This is a genomic window from Streptomyces sp. Act143 (genome assembly GCF_003143935.1).
GTDB lineage: Bacteria > Actinomycetota > Actinomycetes > Streptomycetales > Streptomycetaceae > Streptomyces.
The window spans coordinates 1,429,878-1,453,553 of the sequence record NZ_QFRX01000001.1; the positions used below are offsets into that span (position 1 = coordinate 1,429,878).

General features: G+C 70.6%; 19 protein-coding genes. 9 read left to right on the plus strand and 10 right to left on the minus strand.

Features of this window, described 5'->3' with window-relative positions; genetic code table 11:
• Window positions 1-44: 44 nt before the first annotated feature.
• The 7 genes from DI272_RS06340 to DI272_RS06370 form a co-directional block, all read right to left on the minus strand.
• On the minus strand, window positions 45-1,070 hold the full coding sequence (locus DI272_RS06340; protein WP_109494226.1) for a LacI family DNA-binding transcriptional regulator: 1,026 nt from the start codon (window positions 1,068-1,070) through the stop codon (window positions 45-47).
• Between the two features lie 79 nt (window positions 1,071-1,149).
• Window positions 1,150-2,574, minus strand: coding sequence for a BNR repeat-containing protein (locus DI272_RS06345; protein WP_109494228.1), 1,425 nt, complete (start codon window positions 2,572-2,574; stop codon window positions 1,150-1,152).
• A gap of 32 nt (window positions 2,575-2,606) precedes the next feature.
• Window positions 2,607-2,927 carry an L-rhamnose mutarotase gene (locus DI272_RS06350; protein ID WP_109494230.1) on the minus strand — a complete coding sequence of 107 codons (321 nt, stop codon included), beginning with the start codon at window positions 2,925-2,927 and terminating at the stop codon, window positions 2,607-2,609.
• Between the two features lie 44 nt (window positions 2,928-2,971).
• Window positions 2,972-4,051: a rhamnose ABC transporter substrate-binding protein gene (rhaS, locus tag DI272_RS06355; protein WP_109494232.1), complete on the minus strand. Its 1,080-nt coding sequence runs from the start codon at window positions 4,049-4,051 to the stop codon at window positions 2,972-2,974.
• 30 nt (window positions 4,052-4,081) lie between these two features.
• Complete coding sequence (locus tag DI272_RS06360; protein ID WP_109494233.1) at window positions 4,082-5,089, minus strand: ABC transporter permease; 1,008 nt, start codon at window positions 5,087-5,089, stop codon at window positions 4,082-4,084.
• Window positions 5,082-6,122, minus strand: a complete 1,041-nt coding sequence (locus tag DI272_RS06365; RefSeq protein WP_109494235.1) for an ABC transporter permease — start codon at window positions 6,120-6,122, stop codon at window positions 5,082-5,084. The genes DI272_RS06360 and DI272_RS06365 overlap by 8 nt, the downstream gene beginning before the upstream one ends.
• Before the next feature lie 40 nt (window positions 6,123-6,162).
• Complete coding sequence (locus DI272_RS06370) at window positions 6,163-7,680, minus strand: sugar ABC transporter ATP-binding protein (RefSeq protein WP_109494237.1); 1,518 nt, start codon at window positions 7,678-7,680, stop codon at window positions 6,163-6,165.
• A 273-nt stretch (window positions 7,681-7,953) separates the two neighbouring features.
• Between DI272_RS06370 and rhaI the strand changes: the two genes are divergently transcribed.
• The 6 genes from rhaI to DI272_RS06400 all read left to right on the plus strand — a co-directional run bounded on the left by rhaI (window position 7,954) and on the right by DI272_RS06400 (window position 15,666).
• A complete protein-coding gene (gene rhaI / locus DI272_RS06375) occupies window positions 7,954-9,123 on the plus strand; it encodes an L-rhamnose isomerase (RefSeq protein WP_109494239.1) in 1,170 nt (389 codons plus the stop codon).
• 115 nt (window positions 9,124-9,238) lie between these two features.
• Window positions 9,239-11,278, plus strand: coding sequence for a bifunctional aldolase/short-chain dehydrogenase (locus tag DI272_RS06380; protein ID WP_109494241.1), 2,040 nt, complete (start codon window positions 9,239-9,241; stop codon window positions 11,276-11,278).
• A gap of 8 nt (window positions 11,279-11,286) precedes the next feature.
• Window positions 11,287-12,720 (plus strand): rhamnulokinase family protein, encoded by a 1,434-nt coding sequence (locus tag DI272_RS06385; protein ID WP_109494242.1) that lies wholly within the window; start codon window positions 11,287-11,289, stop codon window positions 12,718-12,720.
• 71 nt (window positions 12,721-12,791) lie between these two features.
• Window positions 12,792-13,547, plus strand: a complete 756-nt coding sequence (locus DI272_RS06390) for a (Fe-S)-binding protein (protein ID WP_109494244.1) — start codon at window positions 12,792-12,794, stop codon at window positions 13,545-13,547.
• The gene (locus tag DI272_RS06395) at window positions 13,544-15,013 is read left to right on the plus strand and encodes a LutB/LldF family L-lactate oxidation iron-sulfur protein (protein ID WP_109494246.1); all 1,470 of its coding nucleotides are present in this window, start codon (window positions 13,544-13,546) and stop codon (window positions 15,011-15,013) included. The genes DI272_RS06390 and DI272_RS06395 overlap by 4 nt, the downstream gene beginning before the upstream one ends.
• Window positions 15,010-15,666: an LUD domain-containing protein gene (locus DI272_RS06400; RefSeq protein WP_109494248.1), complete on the plus strand. Its 657-nt coding sequence runs from the start codon at window positions 15,010-15,012 to the stop codon at window positions 15,664-15,666. Before DI272_RS06395 ends, DI272_RS06400 begins: the two co-directional genes overlap by 4 nt.
• Here DI272_RS06400 and DI272_RS06405 read toward each other — a convergent pair.
• Entirely contained in the window at window positions 15,639-18,695 is a 3,057-nt protein-coding gene (locus DI272_RS06405) for an alpha-L-rhamnosidase (RefSeq protein ID WP_109494250.1), read from the minus strand. The genes DI272_RS06400 and DI272_RS06405 overlap by 28 nt on opposite strands.
• Window positions 18,696-18,956: 261 nt before the next feature.
• Here DI272_RS06405 and DI272_RS06410 point away from each other — a divergent pair, with 261 nt between their 5' ends.
• From DI272_RS06410 to DI272_RS06420, 3 genes are all read left to right on the plus strand, one after another.
• Window positions 18,957-20,111, plus strand: coding sequence for an ABC transporter ATP-binding protein (locus DI272_RS06410; protein WP_109494252.1), 1,155 nt, complete (start codon window positions 18,957-18,959; stop codon window positions 20,109-20,111).
• Between the two features lie 180 nt (window positions 20,112-20,291).
• Window positions 20,292-21,527, plus strand: a complete 1,236-nt coding sequence (locus tag DI272_RS06415) for a glycosyltransferase (protein ID WP_109494254.1) — start codon at window positions 20,292-20,294, stop codon at window positions 21,525-21,527.
• 55 nt (window positions 21,528-21,582) lie between these two features.
• Window positions 21,583-22,008, plus strand: a complete 426-nt coding sequence (locus DI272_RS06420; protein ID WP_109494255.1) for a DUF3224 domain-containing protein — start codon at window positions 21,583-21,585, stop codon at window positions 22,006-22,008.
• On the opposite strand, the gene DI272_RS06425 is transcribed toward DI272_RS06420, so the two are convergent.
• Window positions 22,005-22,931, minus strand: a complete 927-nt coding sequence (locus DI272_RS06425; protein ID WP_109494257.1) for a hypothetical protein — start codon at window positions 22,929-22,931, stop codon at window positions 22,005-22,007. The genes DI272_RS06420 and DI272_RS06425 overlap by 4 nt on opposite strands.
• 83 nt (window positions 22,932-23,014) lie before the next feature.
• On the minus strand, window positions 23,015-23,641 hold the full coding sequence (locus DI272_RS06430; RefSeq protein ID WP_109494258.1) for a hypothetical protein: 627 nt from the start codon (window positions 23,639-23,641) through the stop codon (window positions 23,015-23,017).
• Between the last annotated feature and the right edge of the window lie 35 nt (window positions 23,642-23,676).

Sequence of the window (23,676 nt, forward strand, 5' to 3'; positions counted from 1 at the left end):
CGGTATCCGATGCCCGGGATCATGAAATCGGACTGAACGGCGGATCAGCGGGCGGAGAGGCTGGAGCGCCGTACGACCAGTTCGGGCTGGAGCACGACCCGGCGGTGCTCGTGCCGGCGCCGGGTGGTCTCCGCCTCCGTCTCCTCCAGCAGCAGCTCGGCGGCCAGGGCGCCCATGGTGACGGCGGGCTGGCGGACCGAGGTGAGCGGGACGGCCGCGGCGGCGGCGAACTCGATGTCGTCATAGCCGACGATGGCGAGGTCGTCGGGGACGTTTATCCCGGCCGCGTACATGGCCTGGAGGACACCCAGGGCCAGCAGGTCGTTGGCGCAGAAGACGGCGGTGGGCCGGTCGGCGAGGCCGAGGAGGCGGGCGCCGGCGTCCCGGCCCGCGGCGACGTCGAGGCGTTCGGTGGGCAGCTCGCGCAGCACGTCGGGGCTCAGGCCGGCCTCGGCGAGGGCGTTGAGGGCGCCGGTGCGGCGGTCGCGGACCTGGTTGAAGCCGGGCGGGCCGCTGACGTACGCGATGGTGCGGTGCCCGGCGTCGATGAGGTGCCGCACGGCCAGGGCGCCGCCGGCGACGTCGTCGACGGAGACCGAGCACTCGGTGGTGCCCTCGGCGACCCGGTCGACGAGGACGAACGGGATGCCGTGGCGGCGGAAGGTGTCGATGTTGCGGCCGGTGGCGTCGGCGGGGGTCAGCAGCACGCCGCGGACCCGCTGCTCGGCGAAGAGGGAGAGGTACTCAGCCTCCTCGCCGGGGCTCTGCGCGCTGTTGCAGACCATCACACCGAGGCCGGCGTCCCGGGCGGCCCGCTCGGCGCCGCGCGCGACGTCGACGAAGAAAGGGTTGCCCATGTCGAGGACGAGCAGCCCCATGATCCTGCTGCGTCCGGCGCGCAGCTGGCGGGCGGACTCGCTGCGGACGTAGCCGAGCCGGTCGATCGCGGAGAGCACACGCGCGCGTGTCTCGGTCGCGACGGAGTCCGGGCGGTTGATGACGTTGGAGACCGTGCCCACCGACACTCCGGCGGCGCGGGCCACGTCCTTGATACCCACCGACTGGGCCATCGGGCAGGAACCTCCAGGTGAACGAGGGGCGGCAGGCAGGCCATCACATTACCGGCATGCCGCCCCGGAGCGACCCCGATCAGGCGGGCAGTGCGAAGTCGACGACGTGGAGCGCCGACGGCGTCGTACCGCTGGACTTCTCCTGGTACATCACCGACAGGACGTTGTCCTGGGCGATGCGCATCTCGTCGATCACGACCTCGCCGAAGGCGTTGAGGCCGCTGCCGTCGTACAGGAGCGTCCAGTCGGTGTAGCCGGACGCCTTGGAGGCGCCGGCGATCCGGCCGAACGGGAAGATCGCGTAGGCGTTGTCGTACTTGTCCAGGATCAGCTTGGTGCGCTGGCTGGAGTTGAGCGGGACCGGGATCTCGGTCTTCTGCCAGGTGCCCGCGGAGTTCTTGCGGACGTGGAAGGCGCGGCCGTTGGCGGTGCGGTCGGTGACGTAGTTGGTGGTGCACTGGCCGAAGCGGCCGGGGACGTAACTGATGATCGCGTGCGGCAGGCCGGCCGAGTCGGTGAACTGGCTCTCCTGGTTCATCAGGGAGTGGTCCGGGTTCAGCGCGTCGATCACCAGGCCGGCGTCGGTGACGGCGACCTTGTCGGAGCCGCCGGTGGTGCCGACGACGGTGCCCGCGTTGTTGCGCCAGGTCCGGCCGCGGTCGTCGGAGTAGACGTAGCCGGTGTCGTGGTTGGTGATGCCGCCGGAGGAGCACATCACGGCGCCGTTCTGCTCCCGCCAGGTGAAGAAGGAGTGCAGCCGGCCGTTCCTGTCGTAGTCGATGCCGTGCAGGTACATGTTGCGGGCCGTCGAGGAGCCGTGCTCGCTGGTGTACGTGCCGGTGGAGCTCGACCATTCGCCGAGGTTCGTCCAGGTCGAACCGTCGTACTCGGCGAGGGCGTTGCGGCCGTTGCCGGAGATCGCGACCCGGTAGCTGAGCTGGAGCTTGCCGTCGGGGGTGGAGATGAACTGCGGGTAGGTGAACTGCGAGGTGAGGGCGAGACCGTCGAGTGTGGACTGGGGAGCCCCGAAGCGGGCGGCGGTCCAGCTCAGTCCGGCCGGGTTGTCCATGAGCCCGGCGACCGACTTGACGTAGGTGAAGCCGTCGCTGTGCGAGTCCATGTTGAGGTGGAGCCGGCCGTCGGTCTTGGAGACGCCCATGGAGATGACGTTGTGGGAGTCGCTGGCCTTGAGGGTGTGGCCGACCTGGACCGTGGACCAGGTGCTGCCGCCGAGGACACGGCGGCCGACGACGGCGTTCTTGTCGGCCGTGTACCAGACGGCGTACTGGTAGCCCTTGTAGGTCAGCAGGCCGTTCTTCTGGAACGAGTTGTTGTTGACCAGGCCGTCGTAGGAGACGAAGAAGACGGCCTGGCTGTCGAGCGTGGTGGTGCCGGTCCTGGTCACCGAGGGGCCGGGGTCGGCGGCGCGGGCGGTGCCGCCGGTGAGCGCGGAGGTGGACATGGCGGTCACGATGGCACCTGTGAGGAGGGTGCGTCTTCTCATGGAGCGGCTCCAGATGATCCTGAGTGGGGAGGTCAGGCGAGGTGGAACACTTCGGTGAGCGGTTTCATGGCCTCGTCGGGGCGGGCGCCGTCGAGGGCTTCGAAGAACGGTGACATCTCGGCCTGCCAGCGGGCGTTGACCTCGGTGCCCTCCATGCCGGCCTTGGCGGCCTCGAAGTCCTCGGTCTCCAGGTAGCCGACCAGCAGGCCGTCGTCTCTGAGGAAGAGCGAGTAGTTGTGCCAGCCGGTGGCGGAGAGCGCTTCGCGCATCTCCGGCCACACGGCGGCGTGTCGTTCGCGGTACTCGTCGAGCTTGTCCTGACGGACCTTGAGCAGGAAACAGACGCGCTGCATGAAGTACCGCTCCTTGAAGGGGAGTTGAGAAGAGAACCGGTCGATCAGAAGTTGAACTGGTCGATGTTCTTGGCGTCGAACACGGTCGGCTTGCCGAGGTTGATCACGCCGTCCTTGCCGATGGTGTACGTGGTGTCGCCGGCCTTGAAGGTCTCGCCCTCCTTGCCGGTGATCTGACCGGACGCCAGCGCGACGGCGGTACGGGCGGCCAGGTCGCCGAGCTTCGCCGGGTCCCACAGCTCGAAACCCTCGACGGTGCCGTTCTTGACGTACTTGCGCATGTCGTTGGGGGTGCCGAGGCCGGTCAGCTTGACCTTGCCCTTGTACTTGGAGCCCGACAGGTACTGGGCGGCGGCCTTGATGCCGACGGTGGTCGGGGAGATGATCCCCTTCAGGTTCGGGTACTCCTGGAGCAGTCCCTGGGTCTGCTGGAAGGACTTCTGGGCGTCGTCGTCGCCGTAGGCGACCTTGACGAGCTTGATGTCCTTGTACTTGGCGTCCTTCAGCTCCTCCTTCATGAAGTCGATCCAGATGTTCTGGTTCGTCGCGGTCTGCGCGGCGGACAGGATCGCGATCTCGCCCTTGTAGCCGATCTGCTCGGCGAGCAGCTGGACCTCGGTGCGGCCCAGGTCCTCGGCGGAGGCCTGCGAGACGAAGGCGTTGCGGCACTCCGGCTTGGTGTCGGAGTCGTAGGTGACGACCTTGATGTCGTTGCTCATCGCCTGCTTGAGCGCGGTGCACAGGGCGCCCGGGTCCTGCGCGGACACGGCCATCGCGTCGACCTGCTGCTGGGTCAGGGTGTTGACGTAGGAGACCTGCCCCGCGGTGTCGGTGGCGCTGGAGGGGCCGACCTCCTTGTAGCTGGAGCCGAGCTCCTTCAGGGCCGCCTCGCCGCCCTTGTCGGCGGAGGTGAAGTACGGGTTGTTGACCTGCTTGGGCAGGAAGCCGACGGTCAGGCCCTTCTTGGTGGCCGCGTTCGGGTCGGCCTTGGCGGTGGAGGCGGCCGAGGCGCCCTCGTTCTCCACGTCCTTCTTGGTGGTGCCGCCACAGGCGGTGAGCGCCAGGGCGAGGGAGGTTCCGGCGGCGAGGGCCGCGCAGGCACGGCGGAGGGACGACTTGCGCATGATGAAGGTCCTTTACGAGGGTGAGCGGATTTACGAGGTCGGAGTCGAGGCGGCGCTACGGCCCGCCCTCGCCACCGCGATCTGCCGGGCGACCCGCGGGCCGAGCACGGAGAGGACGAGAAGTACACCGGTGACGACGATCTGCGACTGCGCCGAGACGTCCTGGAGGCTCATCACGTTCTGGAGCGCCCCCAGCAGGAACACCCCGGCGATCGCGCCACCGAGCGTCCCCTTGCCGCCGTCGAAGTCGATGCCGCCGAGCAGCACCGCGGCGATGACGGACAGTTCGAGCCCGGTCGCGTTGTCATACCGAGCGGACGCGTAGTGCAGGGCCCAGAAGATGCCGGTGAGCGAGGCCATCAGGCCCGTCACCGTGAAGAGGATCAGCTTCTGGCGCTTGACCCGGATGCCGGCGAACCGCGCGGCCTCCTCGCTGGCGCCGATCGCGAACGTGGCCCGTCCGAACGCGGTGGCGTGCAGGACGATCACGGCGATCGCGAGCAGCACCAGGAAGGGCACGAAGGCCTGCGGAACGAACGTGTCACCGATCCGCCCCGCCGCGAAGTCGAGGTACTGCGTGGGGAAGTCGGTCACCGCGTCGGAGCCGAGCACGATCTGTGCGATGCCCCGGTAGGCGGCGAGGGTGCCGATGGTGACAGCGAGGGAGGGCAGCCCGAGCCGGGTGACGAGCAGACCGTTGATCAGGCCGCAGACCACACCGAGCAGCAGGCAGATCGGGATGATCGTCTCGATCGTCATGCCCTGGTTCCACAGGTAGCCCATCACGGCGCCGGAGAGACCGGCGGTGGAGGCGACGGAGAGATCGATCTCGCCCGAGACGACCAGCAGGGTCATCGGGAGGGCGATCAGGGCGATCGGAAGGGTGTTTCCGATCAGGAAGGACAGGTTGAGAGCGTTTCCGAAGCCGTCGACCGTTCCGAAGGACAGCAGGAGCACGACGATCAGCAGGGCGCCGACGATCGTGTCCCACCGCACCGCGTCGGACCAGCGGTTCGCTCGCTCGAGTGACTCAGGCATGGCGGGCGTTCCTCTTCTTCAGGGCCGAGGCCACGCGCAGCGCGACGACCCGGTCGACCGCGATGGCGAGGATGAGCAGGATGCCGTTGATGGCGAGCACCCACACGGAGCTGACGCCGAGGGCGGGCAGCACGCTGTTGATGGAGGTCAGCAGCAGGGCGCCGAGGGCCGCTCCGTAGACGCTGCCGGAACCGCCGGTGAAGACGACACCGCCGACGACGACCGCGCTGACGACGGTGAGCTCGTAGCCGTTGCCGGTACCGGAGTCGACGTTGCCGAAGCGGGCCAGGTACATCGCGCCGGCGAGACCGGCCAGGGCCCCGCAGAAGGTGTACGCGGCGAGGATGCGCTTGCGGACCGGGATGCCGGCGAGGCGGGCGGCCTCGGGGTTGGAGCCGAGGGCGTAGAGCTCGCGCCCGCTGCCGAAGTGCTTGAGGTAGTACGCGGTGGCCACCAGGACCACCAGCGCGATGAGCGCGAGGTAGGGCACGGCGGAGATGCCGCCGGAGCCGAAGTCGATGAAGCCGTCCGGCAGGCCCGCCGCGGTGATCTGCCGGGAGCCGACCCAGATGGAGTCGATGCCGCGGATGATGTAGAGGGTGCCGAGGGTGACGACGAGAGCGGGTACCTGGCCGAGGCTGACGAGCAGACCGTTGACGAGGCCGAACCCGATGCCCATGAGGACGGAGAGGGCGATCGCCACGACCGGGTTCCCGCCGCCCTGGAGGTAGGTGCCGGCGGCGAAGGCGCTGATGCCGAGGGTGGAGCCGACCGACAGGTCGACGTTCCTGGTGATCACGACCAGGGACTGGCCGGTGGCGACCAGCACCAGGATGGTCGCGTTGAGCAGCAGGTCCTTGATCCCCTGCTCGGACAGGAACTCGCTGTTGCCGGCCTGGGTGATGGCGATCATCACCAGGAAGACGACCAGGATGGCCAGTTCGCGCATCTTGAAGACACGGTCGACCAGCCGGGTGCCGCTGGACCTGGGCACCTCGGCGACGGGCGCCTTGTCGGGGGTGGTGACCGTCATGCGGCGGCCCTCCGGAGGACAGGGGACGTCGTGGTGGGCCTCATGCGGCGGCCCTCCCGGTGGCTGCTGCCATCACGGATTCCTCGGTTGCTTCGGAGCGCGGGATCTCGGCGGTGAGCCGGCCCTCGTGCATCACCAGCACGCGGTCGGCCATGCCGAGGATCTCGGGCAGGTCGGAGGAGATCATCAGGACCGCCACACCGTCGGCGGCCAGCTCACTGAGGAGCCGGTGCACCTCGGCCTTGGTGCCGACGTCGATGCCGCGGGTGGGCTCGTCGACGATCAGCACCTTGGGGCCGGTGGCCAGCCATTTGGCGAGGACGACCTTCTGCTGGTTGCCGCCGGACAGGGTGTTGACCGTGTCGGCGATGCGGGCGTACTTGACCTGGAGCTTGACGGCCCAGTCGAGGGACCGGCTGCGTTCGGCGCCGCGGTCCATCAGTCCGGCCTTCACGGTCGTACGGAGACCGGTGAGGCCGATGTTGCGCTCGATGGACATGTCCATCACCAGGCCCTGGGCCCGCCGGTCCTCGGGGACGAGGGCGAGTCCGGAGGACATCGCGACCGACGGGGCGCCGTTGGTGAGCTTCCTCCCGTCGAGTTCGACCTCGCCCGCGTCCCAGCGGTCGATGCCGAAGACGGCCCGGGCGACCTCGGTGCGGCCGGCGCCGACGAGTCCGGCGAGGCCGACGATCTCGCCGCGGCGGACGTCGAAGGAGACGTCGGTGAAGACGCCCTCCCGGGTCAGCCGGCGCACGCTGAGCGCCACCTCGCCGGGCTGCACGTCCTGCTTGGGGTAGAGCTCGTCGAGGTCGCGGCCGACCATGCGGCGCACGAGGTCGTCCTCGGTCATGCCGTCGAGGAGCTCGCTGGAGATCCAGGCGCCGTCGCGCAGCGTGGTGACCCGTCGGCAGATCTGGAAGATCTCCTCCAGGCGGTGCGAGATGAACAGCACCGCCGCGCCCTGTTCGCGCAGGGTGCGCACGACGCCGAAGAGGCGGGCGACCTCGCTGCCGGTCAGGGCGGCGGTCGGCTCGTCCATGATCAGGACGCGGGCCTCGAAGGAGAGCGCCTTGGCGATCTCGACGATCTGCTGGTCCGCGATGGACAGCCCGCGTGCCGGGCGGTCGGGGTCGAGCTCGACGCCGAGGCGCTGCATCAGGGCGGCGGTGGCGTCGTGGGTGGCCTTGTGGTCGATGCGGCCGAGGGCCTTCCGGGGCTGGCGTCCCATGAAGATGTTCTCGGCGATCGACAGGTCGGGGAAGAGCGTGGGCTCCTGGTAGATCACGGCGATACCGGCGTCGCGGGCGTCACCGGGGCCGTGGAAGACGACGGGCTCGCCGTCGAGGAGTACCTGACCGGCGTCCGGTCGGTGCACCCCTGCAAGGGTCTTGATGAGAGTCGACTTGCCCGCGCCGTTCTCGCCGGCGAGGGCGTGGACCTCACCGGGAAACAGCTCCAGGGAGGCGTCCCGCAGGGCGCGTACGGCGCCGAAGGACTTCGAGATGTCCTTGAGCGCCAGCACCGGGGCCGGTCCCGCGTCGGACGGGTGGGTCATGAGGGGCTCCTCGACGACGCCCGGGGACTGCCCTCACGGCGTCGTGAAAGGTTTCAACTTGGTTGCCGGGACGTTAGGCACGGCGCCCATGTCACGTCAATGGGTTCGTGTCGAAAAAATTTCGAGACTCATAGGTCACAGCCGGGTCACGAGCAACAGGCTTGGTCGCGGGGCTTGACACCCCTTCGGACGGCTCATACTTTCCCGTCTTGAATCGTTTCACAGTGAAGCCGTTCGGAAACCCTTCGGACCCGACGTCACAGGAGCCCTCAAGTGACCGAGCTCGCCGCGGTGAAAGCCGCGCTCAAGACACAGGCAGTCGAGACACCGTCGTGGGCGTACGGGAACTCGGGGACCCGCTTCAAGGTGTTCGCGCAACAGGGTGTCCCGCGCGATCCCTGGGAGAAGCTCGACGATGCCGCACAGGTGCACAAGTTCACCGGGGTGGCGCCGACCGTGGCGCTGCACATCCCGTGGGACAAGGTCGAGGGCTCCGATGGATACGCAGAGCTGGCCAAGCACGCGCAGGAGCGCGGGGTGAAGCTCGGCGCGATCAACTCCAACACCTTCCAGGACGACGACTACAAGCTGGGCAGCATCTGTCACCCGGATGCGGCGGTGCGCCGCAAGGCCGTCGACCACCTGCTGGAATGCGTCGACATCATGGACGCGACCGGGTCCCGTGACCTGAAGCTGTGGTTCGCCGACGGCACGAACTATCCCGGGCAGGACGACATCCGCGCCCGCCAGGACCGGCTCGCCGAGGGCCTGGCCGAGGTCTACGAGCGGCTGGGCGACGGGCAGCGGATGCTGCTGGAGTACAAGTTCTTCGAGCCCGCCTTCTACTCGACGGACGTGCCGGACTGGGGCACGGCGTACGCCCACTGCCTCAAGCTCGGCGAGAAGGCGCAGGTCGTGGTCGACACCGGGCACCACGCGCCCGGGACCAACATCGAGTTCATCGTCGCCACGCTGCTGCGGGAGGGGAAGCTCGGCGGGTTCGACTTCAACTCGCGGTTCTACGCGGACGACGACCTGATGGTCGGGGCCGCCGACCCGTTCCAGCTGTTCCGGATCATGTACGAGGTGGTCCGCGGGGGCGGGTTCACGCCCGAGGTCGCGTTCATGCTCGACCAGTGCCACAACATCGAGGCGAAGATTCCGGCGATCATCCGGTCGGTGATGAACGTGCAGGAGGCGACGGCCAAGGCGCTGCTGGTCGACCGGGACGCGCTGTCCGCCGCGCAGGCTTCGGGGGATGTGCTCGAGGCCAACGCCGTGATCATGGATGCGTACAACACGGATGTGCGGCCGCTTCTCCGTGAGGTGCGGGAGGAGATGGGGCTGGACGCCGACCCGATGGCTGCGTATCGCCGGTCCGGGTGGGCGGAGAAGATCGTGACCGAGCGTGTGGGTGGGCAGCAGGCCGGTTGGGGGGCGTAAGCGTCTGCCGGATTCTGTTTCGTTGCGGGGTGCGGGCCGGTCGTGGCTGGTCGCGCAGTTCCCCGCGCCCCTAGGGGCAGGTACTCACCCCTCTCTTCAGAAGGAACTGGAAGTCATGGCCGTACATCCCGAGGCTGCCGCTCTCCTCGCTCGCTCCCATCGGCTCGGTGCCGACCCCCGCAACACCAACTACGCCGGCGGCAACGCGTCGGCGAAAGGTATCGATAGCGATCCCGTCACCGGGGGCGATGTCGAGCTGATGTGGGTCAAGGGGTCCGGTGGGGACCTCGGGACCCTGACCGAGGCGGGGCTGGCCGTACTGCGGCTGGACCGGCTGCGGGCGCTCGTCGACGTCTACCCGGGTGTCGAGCGCGAGGACGAGATGGTCGCCGCGTTCGACTACTGCCTGCACGGCAAGGGCGGGGCCGCCCCCTCCATCGACACCGCGATGCACGGGCTCGTCGACGCCGCCCACGTCGATCACCTGCACCCCGACTCCGGGATCGCGCTGGCCTGTGCCGCCGACGGCGAGAAGCTGACCGCCGAGTGCTTCGGCGACACCGTGGCCTGGGTGCCGTGGCGGCGGCCCGGGTTCCAGCTGGGCCTGGACATCGCCGCGATCAAGGAGGCCAACCCGCAGGCGATCGGTGTCGTCCTGGGCGGGCACGGCATCACGGCCTGGGGCGCGACCGCCGAGGAGTGCGAGCGCAACTCCCTGCACATCATCCGTACCGCCGAGGCCTTCCTCGCCGAGCACGGCAAGGCCGAGCCCTTCGGGCCGGTGATCGAGGGGTACGAGGCCCTCGGTGAGAGGGAGCGGCGCGAGCGGGCCGCCGCGCTGGCTCCTCATGTACGGGCCATCGCCTCGCAGGACCGGCCCCAGGTCGGGCACTTCACCGACTCGGACGTGGTGCTGGAGTTCCTCTCCCGTGCCGAGCACCCGCGGCTCGCCGCGCTGGGCACCTCCTGCCCGGACCACTTCCTGCGCACCAAGGTGGCCCCGCTCGTCCTCGACCTGCCGCCCGCCGCCCCGCTGGAGGAGGCGATCGCACGGCTGAAGGAGCTGCACGCCGCCTACCGCGAGGAGTACGCCGCCTACTACCAGCGGCACGCCCTGCCCGACTCCCCCGCCATGCGCGGTGCGGACCCGGCGATCGTGCTGATCCCCGGTGTGGGCATGTTCTCCTTCGGCAAGGACAAGCAGACCGCCCGGGTGGCCGGCGAGTTCTACGTCAACGCCATCAACGTGATGCGGGGCGCCGAGGCCGTCTCCGCCTACTCCCCCATCGAGGAGTCGGAGAAGTTCCGGATCGAGTACTGGGCGCTGGAGGAGGCCAAGCTCCAGCGGATGCCGAGGCCGAAGCCGCTGGCGACCCGGGTCGCGCTGGTGACGGGGGCGGGCAGCGGGATCGGCAAGGCCATCGCGCAGCGGCTGGTCGCCGAGGGTGCGTGTGTCGTGGTCGCCGATCTCAACGGTGACAACGCCTCCGCCGTCGCCGAGGAGCTCGGCGGGCCCGACAAGGCCGTCGCCGTGACCGTGGACGTGACCTCCGAGGAGCAGATCGCCGCGGCCTTCAAGGCGGCCGTGCTCGCCTTCGGTGGCGTGGACCTCGTCGTCAACAACGCCGGCATCTCCATCTCCAAGCCGCTGCTGGAGACCTCCGCCAAGGACTGGGACCTCCAGCACGACATCATGGCCCGCGGGTCGTTCCTCGTCTCGCGTGAGGCGGCCCGGGTGATGACCGCGCAGCAGCTGGGCGGCGACATCGTCTACATCGCCTCGAAGAACGCCGTCTTCGCCGGGCCCAACAACATCGCCTACTCCGCCACCAAGGCCGACCAGGCCCACCAGGTGCGGCTGCTGGCCGCCGAGTTGGGTGAGCACGGCATCCGCGTCAACGGGGTCAACCCGGACGGCGTGGTGCGCGGTTCCGGGATTTTCGCCGGTGGCTGGGGCGCCCAGCGCGCGGCGACCTACGGGATCGAGGAGGAGAAGCTGGGCGAGTTCTACGCCCAGCGGACCATCCTCAAGCGCGAGGTGCTGCCCGAGCACGTCGCCAACGCCGTCTTCGCGCTGACCGGTGGCGAGTTGACCCACACCACCGGTCTGCATGTCCCCGTCGACGCCGGCGTCGCGGCCGCCTTCCTGCGGTGAGCGCGCTCGTGAAGTCGTACGCCGCGGTCGACCTCGGCGCGTCCAGCGGACGTGTCATGGTCGGCCGCGTCGGCCCCGACAGCCTGGAGCTGGCCGAGGCGCACCGGTTCGTGAACCGGCCGGTGCGGGTGCCGGAGGGGCTGCGGTGGGACGTCCTGGCGCTGTACGCCGGGGTGCTGGACGGGCTGAGGGCCGCCGGGCAGGTCGACTCCGTCGGCATCGACAGCTGGGCCGTGGACTACGGCCTGCTGGACGCCGACGGGGCGCTGCTCGGCAACCCGGTGCACTACCGGGACTCCCGCACCGAGGGCGTCGCGGAGAAGGTGTGGGCGACCGTCCCGGCGGAGGAGCTGTACGCCGCCACCGGATTGCAGTACGCGCCGTTCAACACCCTCTACCAGTTGATCGCCGCCAAGGAGCAACTCCCCTCCGCACAGCGCTTGTTGCTGATGCCGGATCTGCTGGCGTACTGGCTCACCGGCGAGCAGGGCACCGAGCTGACCAACGCCTCGACGACCCAGCTGATCGATCCCCGGACGCGCCAGTGGTCGTACGACATCGCCTCCCGGCTGGGGATCGACCTCGGGCTGTTCGCGCCGCTGCGGCAGCCCGGTGATCCGGCGGGAGTGCTGCGGCCCGAAGTGCTGGAGGAGACGGGGCTGCGCGGGCCGGTCCCGGTGACGACGGTCGGGTCGCACGACACCGCGTCCGCAGTGGCCGCCGTGCCGGCCGCCGCCGCCGAGCGGTTCGCGTACATCTGCACCGGCACCTGGTCGCTGGCGGGCCTCGAACTCGGCGCCCCCGTGCTGACCGAGGAGAGCCGGGCCGCCAACTTCACCAACGAACTGGGGCTGGACGGCACGGTCCGGTACCTGCGCAACATCATGGGGCTCTGGCTGCTCCAGGAGTGCGTACGGGCCTGGGGCGAGCCGGAGTTGGGGACGCTGCTCCTCGACGCGGCGAAGGCGCCGGCGCTGCGGTCGGTGGTGGACGCCTCCGATCCCGCGTTCCTCGCGCCGGGCCGGATGCCGGAGCGGATCGCCGAGGCCTGCCGCGCCTCGGGGCAGCCGGTGCCCGGGACGCCCGGCGAGATCACGCGCTGCATCCTCGACTCGCTGGCGCTCGCCCACCGCAAGGCCGTCGCCGACGCGCAGCGGCTCGCGGGGCAGGAGGCCGACGTCGTGTACGTCGTCGGCGGCGGCACCCGCAACGCGCTGCTGTGCCAGCTCACCGCCGACGCCTGCGGGCTGCCGGTGGTGGCGGGCCCGACGGAGGCGGCGGCTCTCGGGAACGTGCTGGTCCAGGCGCGCGCCCACGGCCTGGTCGGCGACCTCGTGGACGGGCGGCGCCTGCTCACCCGTACCCAGCCGCTGACCCGGTACGAGCCCCAGGGGGACACGGCGCCCTGGCGTGCGGCGGAGGCCCGGCTCGCCGTGCGGTGAGCGGGGTCTCCCCCTGGCCGCGGGTCCGCACTACCCTGCACTCATCCGATGATCGATCACAAGGAGCCGCGATGCGTGTCGCCCTGTTCCTGACCTGTGTCAACGACACGCTCTATCCGGACACCGGGCGCGCCGTGGTGAAACTGCTGACCAGGCTGGGCGTCGAGGTCGACTTCCCGATGGCCCAGACCTGCTGCGGGCAGGCGCACTACAACACCGGATACCGGCATGAGACCGAGCCGATGGCCCGGCACTTCTCCGATGTCTTCGGGGAGTACGAGGCGATCGTCACGCCGTCCGGTTCGTGCGGGGCGATGGTGCGGGAGCTGTATCCGCGGCTGGGTGAGCGGGCGCGGGCGGAGGGGCGCGGGGACGGGCTCGCGACCGCGCTGGCGCCGGTGGTGCCGAAGACGTACGAACTCACGGAGTTCCTGGTGGACGTGGTCGGGGTGACGGACGTGGGCGCGTACTACCCGCACAAGGTGACCTACCATCCGACCTGCCACGGGCTGCGCGGACTGGGGTTGGGCGACCGGCCCCGGCGGCTGCTCCAGGCGGTGCGGGGGCTGGAGCTGGTGGAGCTGCCGGGGGCGGAGGAGTGCTGTGGCTTCGGCGGCACCTTCTCCCTGAAGAACTCCGATGTCTCGGCGGCGATGGGCGCGGACAAGGTGCGCAACGCCGAGTCGACCGGCGCAGAAGTGCTGTGCGCGGCCGACAACTCCTGTCTTATGCACATCGGCGGCACCATGGCCCGGCTGAGCACGGAGATGCGGCCGGTGCACATCGCGGAGATCCTGGCGAGCACGGAGGAGGAGCCGGCGGCATGAGCGGCACGTTCGTAGGGATGCCGGCCTTCCCCGAGGCCGCGCACGAGGCCGTCAACAACCCGACGCTGCGCGGCAATCTGCGGCATGCCACGCACACGATCCGCGCCAAGCGCGAGAAGGCCGTCGCCGAGGTCTCCGACTGGGCGGAGCTGCGCGAGGCGGGCAAGCGGATCAAGGATCACACACTCCGTCATCTCGACAGGTATCTGGTCCAGTTGGAGGAGTCGGTGACGGCGGCGGGCGGCACCGTTCACTGGGCCGCCGACGCCGACGAGGCGAACCGGATCGTCACCGAACTGGTCAAGGCCACCGGCGAGTCGGAGGTCGTCAAGGTCAAGTCGATGGCCACGCAGGAGATCGGGCTCAACGAGGCGCTGGAGGCCGCGGGCATCCACGCCTACGAGACCGATCTCGCCGAGCTGATCGTGCAGTTGGGCAAGGAGCGCCCCTCGCACATCCTGGTGCCCGCCATCCACCGCAACCGGGGCGAGATCCGGGACATCTTCACGCGCGAGATGAGCGAGTGGGGGCGCCCGGCCCCCGAGGGCCTGACCGACACCCCCGCCGAACTCGCCGAGGCCGCCCGCCTCCACCTGCGCGAGAAGTTCCTGCGCGCCAAGGTCGGCGTCTCCGGCGCCAACTTCATGGTCGCCGAGACCGGCACGCTGGTGGTCGTGGAATCGGAGGGCAACGGGCGGATGTGCCTGACCCTGCCCGAGACGCTGATCTCGGTGGTGGGCATCGAGAAGATCGTGCCGACCTGGCAGGACCTGGAGGTCTTCCTCCAGACGCTCCCGCGCTCCTCCACCGCCGAGCGGATGAACCCGTACACGTCGACGTGGACGGGCACGACCGACGGGGACGGGCCGAGGACCTTCCACCTGGTGCTGCTGGACAACGGCCGCACCGACACCCTCGCCGACGAGGTCGGCCGCCAGGCGCTGCGCTGCATCCGCTGCTCGGCCTGTCTGAACGTGTGCCCGGTGTACGAGCGGGCGGGCGGCCACGCCTACGGCTCGGTGTACCCCGGGCCGATCGGCGCCATCCTCAGCCCTCAGCTCCGCGGCACGCAGAGCGAGATCGACGCCTCCCTGCCGTACGCCTCCTCGCTGTGCGGCGCCTGCTACGAGGTGTGCCCCGTCGCCATCGACATCCCCGAGGTGCTGGTGCATCTGCGGGAACGCGTCGTGCAGGGCGGTGAGGTGACGCGGGCGGGCAACAAGGTGGTGCTCAAGCCGGCCAAGGGACACGCGGCCGAGCGGGCGACGATGCGGGCGGCCCGCTGGGCGTTCGCGCGTCCGGGCGTCCTGCGTACCGGCCAGCGGCTCGCCTCCCGCACCCGCCGGCTGCATCCGCGCACCCTGCCGGGGCCGGGCAAGGCGTGGAGCGGGACACGGGATCTGCCACCCGTGCCCGCGGAGCCGTTCCGTGACTGGTGGCAGCGGACTCAGGGCGGTGCCGAGTGAGCAGCAGGGAACGGATTCTGGGCCGGGTGCGGCGGGCTCTGGCCGACGCGCCGGGCGAGGACGCCCCGGTCGAGCGCACGTACCTGCGCGAGCACGGCGACCGCAGCGTCGGGGAGACCACCGAGCTCCTCGCCGAGAACCTCGCCGACTACCGGGCGATCGTGCACCGTTGCGCCCCCGGCGACCTCGCGGTGACGCTCGCCGGGATGCTGGCCGCGCGCGGGGCGAAGACGGTGCTCGTGCCGCCGGGTCTGGACCCGGCGTGGCTCGCGGACACCGACGCCGAGCAGGTTCCCGACCGGATCGAGAGCACCCCGCACGAACTGGACCGGATCGACAGCGTGGTCACCGCCTGCGCGGTCGCCGTCGCCGAGACCGGCACGATCGTGCTGGACGGCGGCCCGGACCAGGGCCGCCGCCGGATCACGCTCGTCCCCGACCACCACATCTGTGTCGTACGGGTCCCCGACCAGGTCGTCTCGTCGGTGCCGCAGGCCCTCGAACGCCTCGACCCGGCACGCCCGTTGACGTGGATCTCCGGTCCGTCGGCGACCAGCGACATCGAGCTGGACCGGGTCGAGGGGGTGCACGGCCCGCGCACCCTGGAGGTGGTGCTGGTCGGCCCTCAGCCGAGCGCGGAGGTCACCTCGTAGCGCCCTGAGGGCAGTCGGTAGGACGCGGTGCCGTCCGCGAAGTCGAGGTACTCCACGCCCCGGGCGCGTGACAGGGGGGTGCGGCCTTCGCGGACGGTGTCCGGGTCGGAGGCGGGGATGCGCAGGGTCGCGGTGCTGTTGGCGGGCACGGCGGCCCGGTAGGTCAACTCGCTTCCCTCTACCGCCCATTGGCTGACGATCTCCCCGTACGGTGACCGGTGCGAACCCGTCACACGGGTGATCCTGCCCGTCGGGTCGAGGTGCGGCCTGAGGAAGAAGTGCCGAAAGCCCGGGTGGGCGGCGTCCTTGGCGATGCCCGCCATGCTCTCGTACATCCACTCCATGATCGCGCCGTAGGAGTAGTGGTTGAACGAGTTCATCGCGACCGGTCCGAAGCCGTCCTTCTTCGCGTACGAGTTCCAGCGCTCCCAGACCGTGGTGGCCCCGTTCCGCACCGAGAACAGCCAGGACGGCATCGCGTCCTGGTGCAGGAGCCGGTAGGCGAGGTCGGCGTGGCCGGTGTCGGTGAGCACGGGCGCGAGGACGTTCACGCCGAGGAAGCCGACGGAGAGGGTGTTCTCGGCGTGGTCGACGCGGGTGCTGTCGGGGTGGGCGGCCTTGTAGGCGGCGTCGTTGCCGATGTTCTCGGCCAGCATGGTGATCAGCCGGCGGCGCTGGGCCTCGGTGTCGTGGAAGCCGAGCTTCAGGATCCACAGCAGGGCGGTCTGGGTGTCGTCCTCGGTCCTGGTGGGGGTGTCGCCCGGGGTGGGCGGCGGGTCGCCGAGGCTGGAGCGGACGGTGAGGGTGCCGTTCTCGGTGCTCAGGTACTTGGCGACGAAGGCGCGTTTGACGCGGGCGAAGAGGTCGTCGTAGGCGTGGCTCTCGGTGGTGCGGCCGGTGGCGCGGGCCATGTCGGCCATGAGCCGGGCGCTGTAGCCGTAGTAGACGTCGCTCATGAGCTGGGTGCTGGTGTTCTGGAAGGCCAGCCAGTCGCCGAAGATCGCGCCCTGTCCGGCGTAGGTGTCGCCGGTGCGTCGGTGGATCCAGTCCAGGTATGTGGTCATCGCCGCCCAACTGCGGTCGATGATCGTGGTGTCGCCGGACATCTGCCACACCGTCCAGGGCAGGACGACTCCGCAGTCCGCCCAACCGCTGGCCGGTATCGGCTGGTTGTAGCGGTTGCCGGGGGCCACCCAGGTGAACTGGGCGCCGTCCTGGCCGTAGATCCGCTGCGAGTCGATGAGGCTCTCCTCGAAGTGGCTGAGGAAATTGACCGCGTCGGCGTTGTAGAGGCCGGTGTTGGAGAACAGCTGGGTGTCGCCGGTCCAGCCGAGGCGTTCGTCGCGCTGGGGGCAGTCGGTCGGCACCCACAGGTAATTGCCGCGCTGGCCCCAACGGACGTTGCTGATCAGCTGGTTGACGTCGGTGTCGTCCGTGGTGACCGTGCCGATGTCGTGGAGGGCGGAGGTGGCGACCCGGCCGGTGAGGTCGCTCAGGGTCACGGTGCCGGTGGTGGTGACGGAGACGTAGCGGAAGCCGTAGAAGGTCAGCGAGTCCTGGTGGGTCTCGCCGTCCGGGGCGCCCTTGAGGACGTAGGTGCTGGTGGCCTTGGCGGAGCGGAGGTTGGCGCGGTAGACGGTGCCCGCCGGGCCGTCGGCGCCCGCGCTGTCGTCGTTGAGCATCTCGCCGGGCCGGACGGTGACTTGGGCGCCTTCGGGGCCGCGCAGCGAGTAGCGGGGGACGCCGACCATGTTCTGGCCGAGGTCGATCACGGCGGTCTCGCCGGGGTGGAGGGTGAGGGGGAGGGCGGCCGTGCGGTGCTCACCGGTCGCGTCGGTGTGGACGGTGACCGACTGCGGCCTGCGGTCCCACTCGGGGATCAGGCGGGCGCTCTCCCCCGGGTAGGCGACGAGCCGGGAGTCCGGGAACCGCGCGGCGAAGCCGTGTTCCTCGACGCCGGACCAGCCGCCGGCGTCGTAGCCGTTCTCCGTCCAGCCGGGCAGTTCCCTGCGGGCGTCGTAGGTCTGCCCGTCGTAGATGTCGTCGGCGCGGTAGGGGCCGGTGTCCGTGGCCTTCCAGTCGGTGCCGGGTTCGGTCACGACGGTCTGGGTCGAGCCGTCGGCGTAGCGGATCAGGAGCTTGGCCTTGAGGGCGAGCCGGTCGCCGTCCGGGGAGTAGTACGTACTCCCCTCCGAGATCCGGCTGTTGTACCAGCCGTTGCCCAGCACGGCGGCGAGCGTGACCTGCCGCTCCCCCGCGACGAGAGAGGTGACGTCGTAGGTCAGGTAGCTGACGCGGGCGTCGTAGTTCGTCCAGCCGGGCGTGAGCAGTTCACGGGTCGTCGCCCTGCCGTGCGGCACCGTGACCCGGCGGCCGTTGACGTAGGCGTCGTACACGCCGAGCGCGGACACGTAGAGCCGTGCCTCGTGCACCCGCCGGCCCGTCAGCTCCGCCTGCCGTCTCAGGAGGGGCGCGCCGGCGCTGTTCGGTGCCTTGCCCGCCATGCTGATCCAGCGGGCGCCGTCCCAGCCGGTGACGCCGTCGGTGCTGAGCAGGGCGGTCTCGAAGTGGGCGGGCGGGGCGGCGGGGAGCGCGCGGCCGTTCTCGTCCCAGACCCGGACCGTCCAGTGGTAGCGGGTGGAGGGGCGCAGCTCGTCGCCCGCGTGGCGGACCGCCACCGAGTCGGCGGAGGTGACCCGTCCGCTGTTCCAGACATCCGCGCGGCTCACGGTGAGGCGGTCGGGCGCGGAGGCGACCAGGATCTGATAGGCCGTCTGGCGTCGGCCCCGGGTGGCGGAAGCGGTGCGCCAGCCGAATCTCGGCCGGGGGGCGTCCACGCCGAGGGGGTTCGTGCGGTGTTCGACGGTGAGGCCCTCGACGGCGGTCCGGTCTCCGGACGGCGCCGCCGCGGCCGGTCCCGCGCCGCCGATACCGCCCGCCACGGCCGCCGGCACGGCGCCCAGCGCCGTGGTGAGGACCGTCCTGCGGCGCACGGTCCCGCCGTTCGTGCTGTCGACTCCGTCTGTCATGCCGTTGTCCCTTCGGCCGCTCGTCGACTGTTCGGAGTTGTATCGATTCAGCCCATTCGACGGTTGAAGCTAGTGGCGGATGTGGCAGGTGTCCATCGCTTCGGCGTGGCGCATTCCTGCCAGATTCCAACAGAACCGCCCAGTGGCTTAACGTGGCGAGAAGGCATCATTTGAAACCGTTCAAAACCGGAGCAAGCCATTCACCAACCGGTGGGACCGTGCCGGAGGGCGTGATCGCACGGGCGCCGTTAGCGTGAGGTCATGATCCGGTTCGAGCAGGTCAGCAAGCGGTATCCGGACGGTACGACGGCCGTGGACGACCTCAGTTTCGAAGTGTCCGAGGGCGAACTCGTCACGCTCGTGGGCCCGTCCGGCTGCGGCAAGACGACGACCATGATGATGGTCAACCGGCTGATCGAGCCGACCTCGGGCCGGATCTACGTGAACGGCGACGACATCGCCGGCGTCGACCCGGTACGGCTGCGGCGCCGCATCGGGTACGTCATCCAGCAGGTCGGCCTCTTCCCGCACCGCACGATCCTCGACAACACCGCGACCGTCCCGGCGCTCGTCGGCTGGAAGAAGGCGAAGGCGCGGGCCCGCGCCGCCGAACTGCTCGACCTGGTGGGCCTCGACCCCAAGCGGTACGGGCCGCGCTACCCCGACCAGCTGTCCGGCGGGCAGCGGCAACGGGTCGGCGTGGCGCGGGCGCTGGCCGCCGATCCCCCGGTGCTGCTGATGGACGAGCCGTTCGGCGCGGTCGACCCGGTGGTGCGCGAGCAGTTGCAGGACGAGTTCCTGCGGATGCAGGCCGCCGTGCGCAAGACGGTGCTGCTGGTGACGCACGACATCGAGGAGGCGGTACGGCTGGGCGACCGGATCGCCGTGTACGGGCAGGGCCGCATCGAGCAGTTCGACACGCCCGGCACGGTGCTGGGGGCTCCGGCGACGCCGTACGTGGCCGAGTTCGTGGGCGCCGATCGGGGCCTGAAGCGGCTGTCGGTCACCGAGATCGAGGCCGACGACCTGGAACAGCCGCCGCTGGCCCGCCTGGACGAGCCGACCCGGGCGGCGGCCGAGCGGCTGGGGGCGGAAGGAGCGCGCTGGGCAGTGGTGCTCGACGAGGACGGCACACTGCACGGCTGGATCGGCGTCGACGACCTCGCGACGGACGGGACGGTCGGGGACCACGCGCACCGGATGAACGCCTGGGTGCCGGTGGGCGCACCCCTGAAACAGGCCTTCGGGGTGATGCTCCAGCACGACGCCGGGTGGGTCGCGGTACTGGACGGGGCGCGCTTCCTGGGCGTGCTGACCCCGGCGAAGCTGCACGAGGCGCTGCGGCGCTCGGTGGACGCGGACGCGCTCGGGGTGGCGCGGGACCAGGTGCGGTTCGACTCGGTGGCGGACGCGTAGCCGGGCGCCCCGTCCCCGTGCGGCCGACTGCCTCGCGAGCCGGCATACGAAAGGCAGGGAGTCCTTCAACTCCCCGCCACTATCAACCTATAGCGCACCGGGGGGCTTGCGGCAAGACCCCCCTCATGCCGCAGAATCTCCGGCCTGACCGCCTGGACCAGCGGAAACGGGAGTTTTGCAGTGCGTGTATTGCTGATGGCGTACGGATCGCGTGGGGACATCGAACCGCTGGCGGGGCTGGCGGCGGCACTGCGGCAACTCGGTGTCGAGGTGCGGGCGTGCGTGCCTCCGGACGAGGAGCTCGCCGCGCTGCTGACCGGCGCCGGTGCGGAGGTGGTGGCGTTCGGCTCGTCGGTGCGGGCGCTGGTGACGGGGGCACGGGGACCGTCCCCCGATCTCGCCTTCAAGGTCGCGGCCGAGTTGGTCGCGGGGCACTTCGCTGAGGTGGCCGCGGCGGCCGAAGGGTGTGACGCGCTGCTGGCGACCGGCCTGATGCCGGCCGGCGCGCGGTCGGTGGCCGAGCACTTGGGCATCCCCTACGTGCTCGCCAGTTTCCATCCGTGCGGCCTGCCGTCGTCGCGGTACGCGCCGCTGAAGCGGCCGGGCAAGCCGAACCCGCCGGGCGTGACCGACCTCAAGGAACTGTGGCGCCTGGACGCCGAGCGCGTGAACGCCCTGTACGGCGAGGCCCTCAACACCCACCGGGCGGCGCTCGGCATGCCGCCGGTGGACAACGTCCGCGACCACGTCCTCACCGAGCGCCCGTGGCTGGCCGCGGACCCGGCGCTGGGCCCGTGGCAGGAGATGACCGATCTCGAACTGGTGCCGACCGGCGCGTGGATCCGGCCGGACGACCGGCCGCTCCCGGCCGACCTGGAGGCGTTCCTGGCGGCCGGCGCGCCCCCGGTGTACGTGGGGTTCGGCAGCATGGCGATGCATGCCGCGAGCGATGTCGCCCCGGTGGCGATCGCGGCGGTCCGCGCGCAGGGCCGTTGGGTGCTGCTGGGGCGCGGCTGGGCGGACCTGGCGCCGGCCGACGGGCAGGACGACTGCTTCGCCGTCGGCGACGTCAACCACCAGGCGCTGTTCCCCCGGGTGGCCGCCGTCGTCCATCACGGCGGCGCGGGTACGACGACCACGGCCGCGCGGTCCGGTGCTCCGCAGGTGATCGTCCCGCAGGTCGCGGACCAGCCGCTGTGGGCGGCCCGAGTGGCCGAGCTGGGCATCGGCGTGGCGCACGACGGTCCGGCGCCGACCGTCGCGTCGCTGTCGGCCGCACTGGAGACGGCCCTGTCCCCGGCGGTGCGCGAGCGGGCCCGGGCGGTGGCGGGCACGATGCGCACCGACGGGGCGATGATCGCCGCGAAGCTGCTGATCGACGAGATCGGCCGGGAGAGGCGGCCCGCACCCGCGTGATGCCCGCCGGGGCGGGACCGGGGTCGTTGTCAGTGGTGCGTCCTACGCTCGGGGCATGAGAGCTTCGGGAACGTTCAAGGTCGCGGACTTCACACCGGCCCCGGTGCCGGCACCGGGCATCGAGACGGCCGTGCCGGTCGGTGTCGCCACGATGGAGAAGATGTACGAGGGCGAGGTCACGGGGCGCTCGGCCACCCTGTTCACCGCCGCGTACGACCAGGGGTCCGGCGTCGGTACGTATGTCGCGATGGAGTCCTTCGAGGGCACGCTCGACGGCCGGGCGGGCGCTTTCAACTTCGCGCACTCGGCGACGACCCTGGGCACGGACCGGCAGAGCGAGTTCTTCGTGATCGTCCCGGGCAGCGGTTCGGGAGAGCTGACCGGGATCACCGGCTCGGGCGGCATCGCGGTCGACGCGGACGGCACGCACCGGGTGTGGTTCGAGTACGACCTCGGCACGCAACGGCCGTCCGACGGCTAACTCTTGCTCGGCCGGCGCGCGGCGTCCCGCCCGAGGATGCCGAAGGCCCAGCGCTCGTTGAAGCCCGCCACGAAACCGACCGCGCACCAGAATCCCCAGAACTCGGTGCCCTTGACGGGCGCGCCCGGGTGGCCGGGAGCGGGGCAGATGTCGGCCGCCGTGGCGGGCACCTCGAAGACCGGCACCATTCCGCCGCTGAGGAGGAAGTAGACGGCCAGCGCGAGGACCCAGCCGACGAACACCCGGTAGAGGCCCTCGTGCCGCATGCTGCGGGCCATCTGGCCGGGGACGGCCACGCCTTCCCGGCCGTTGGTCTGCCGCCGCGCCAGCTGGTCCGCGCTGCCCCGCAGCCGTACCAGCACACTGAGCACCGCGCCGAAGGCACCGACCCCGCCGCACACGAACGCGCCCAGCAGGCTCCAGCGGTTGGTGCAGTTGAGGGTGATGCCCAGCGCGCCGAGCAGACCGACGCCGCCCAGCAGCGGCAGCGCGAGCAGCACCAGGCTCGCGGCGGAGCCCAGACCGAGGCCGATGTTGAGGCCGCGGCTGACGGCCGTCGCACTGTCCTGGGCGAGGCGGCCCCGCAGGTCGGCGATCTCCTCGTCGAGGTACTCGGACAGATGCTCGTTCGGCTTGGCGTCACCGAGCCGCGGGTCGCTCAGCGCGTTGCCGAGCACGCGTCGCACGGTGGCCCGGGCCGAGACCCGGGTCCGCTGTTCGAAGGCGCTCTGCGAGGCCCCGTAGAGCAGTTGCAGCTGGAGCTGCTGCTCCGGGTACAGATCTCCGAACTGCACATAGGCGCGGTCGAGCCCGGCCGCCACCACATCCATGAGTCCCTCGGGCCGCAGTTCGCTGTCCGCCCGGTCGACCGATTCGCGTGTTCCCCGCCACCACGGGTGACGGTTTCCCCCGTTGTCCCCCATGCACTGGGTGTACCCGCCCCGGCGGGCGTCGGAAAGGGCCGCCGCGGCACCAGTACGGTCACCGACGTCACGGACCCGTCACGTCAGGTGAGGACGATCGGGCAGCCGCGGCGCAGGGAGTGCTGGGCGGCGCGGAGGAAGAGGGCGACGTAGAAGGCGGCGTCCAGGTCCTCGGCCCAGGGGCCGGGGCGGGCGGCGGCGGTCTCCTTGGCCGGGCCGTCGAGGAACCAGGTGGTGAGATCGAGGTTGTCGCAGGCGACCGGTATCGCGTCGACCGGCAGCCCGACGGCGTCGGCCAGCCGCTCGGCGAGGGCGAGGACCCGAGGGGCCCCGGCGATCACCGTCGTGTCCGAGTACGCCGACTCGAAGGGCAGCTCGACTTCTTCCTCGAGCGGCGACGGCACCATGACCGTCCAGCCGCAGAGAGAGTCCACGTCCTCTTCCGACAGGTGCACGCTGCACAGTCCGAGGAAACCGTCCATCGGCGGGACGAGCTTCTCCTCGAACTGCGCTCCGGAGCCGCGGACGAACTCGGTGTCCTCGGGCACGGACTCGTAGGGCGGCAGCCCGCGCCGTCTCAGCTCCTCGTTCAGTCCCGTGGCGACAGCTCCGAATCCGCCGCCCTCCTCGCCCTCGCCCTCGTCCGCGTACTCGTCCCCGTCTTCGGCGAACCACTCGTCCGCGCCGACGCTCACCAGGTAGATCCCCATGCCCCGCAACGTACAGGGCCCCACTGACAACGCCG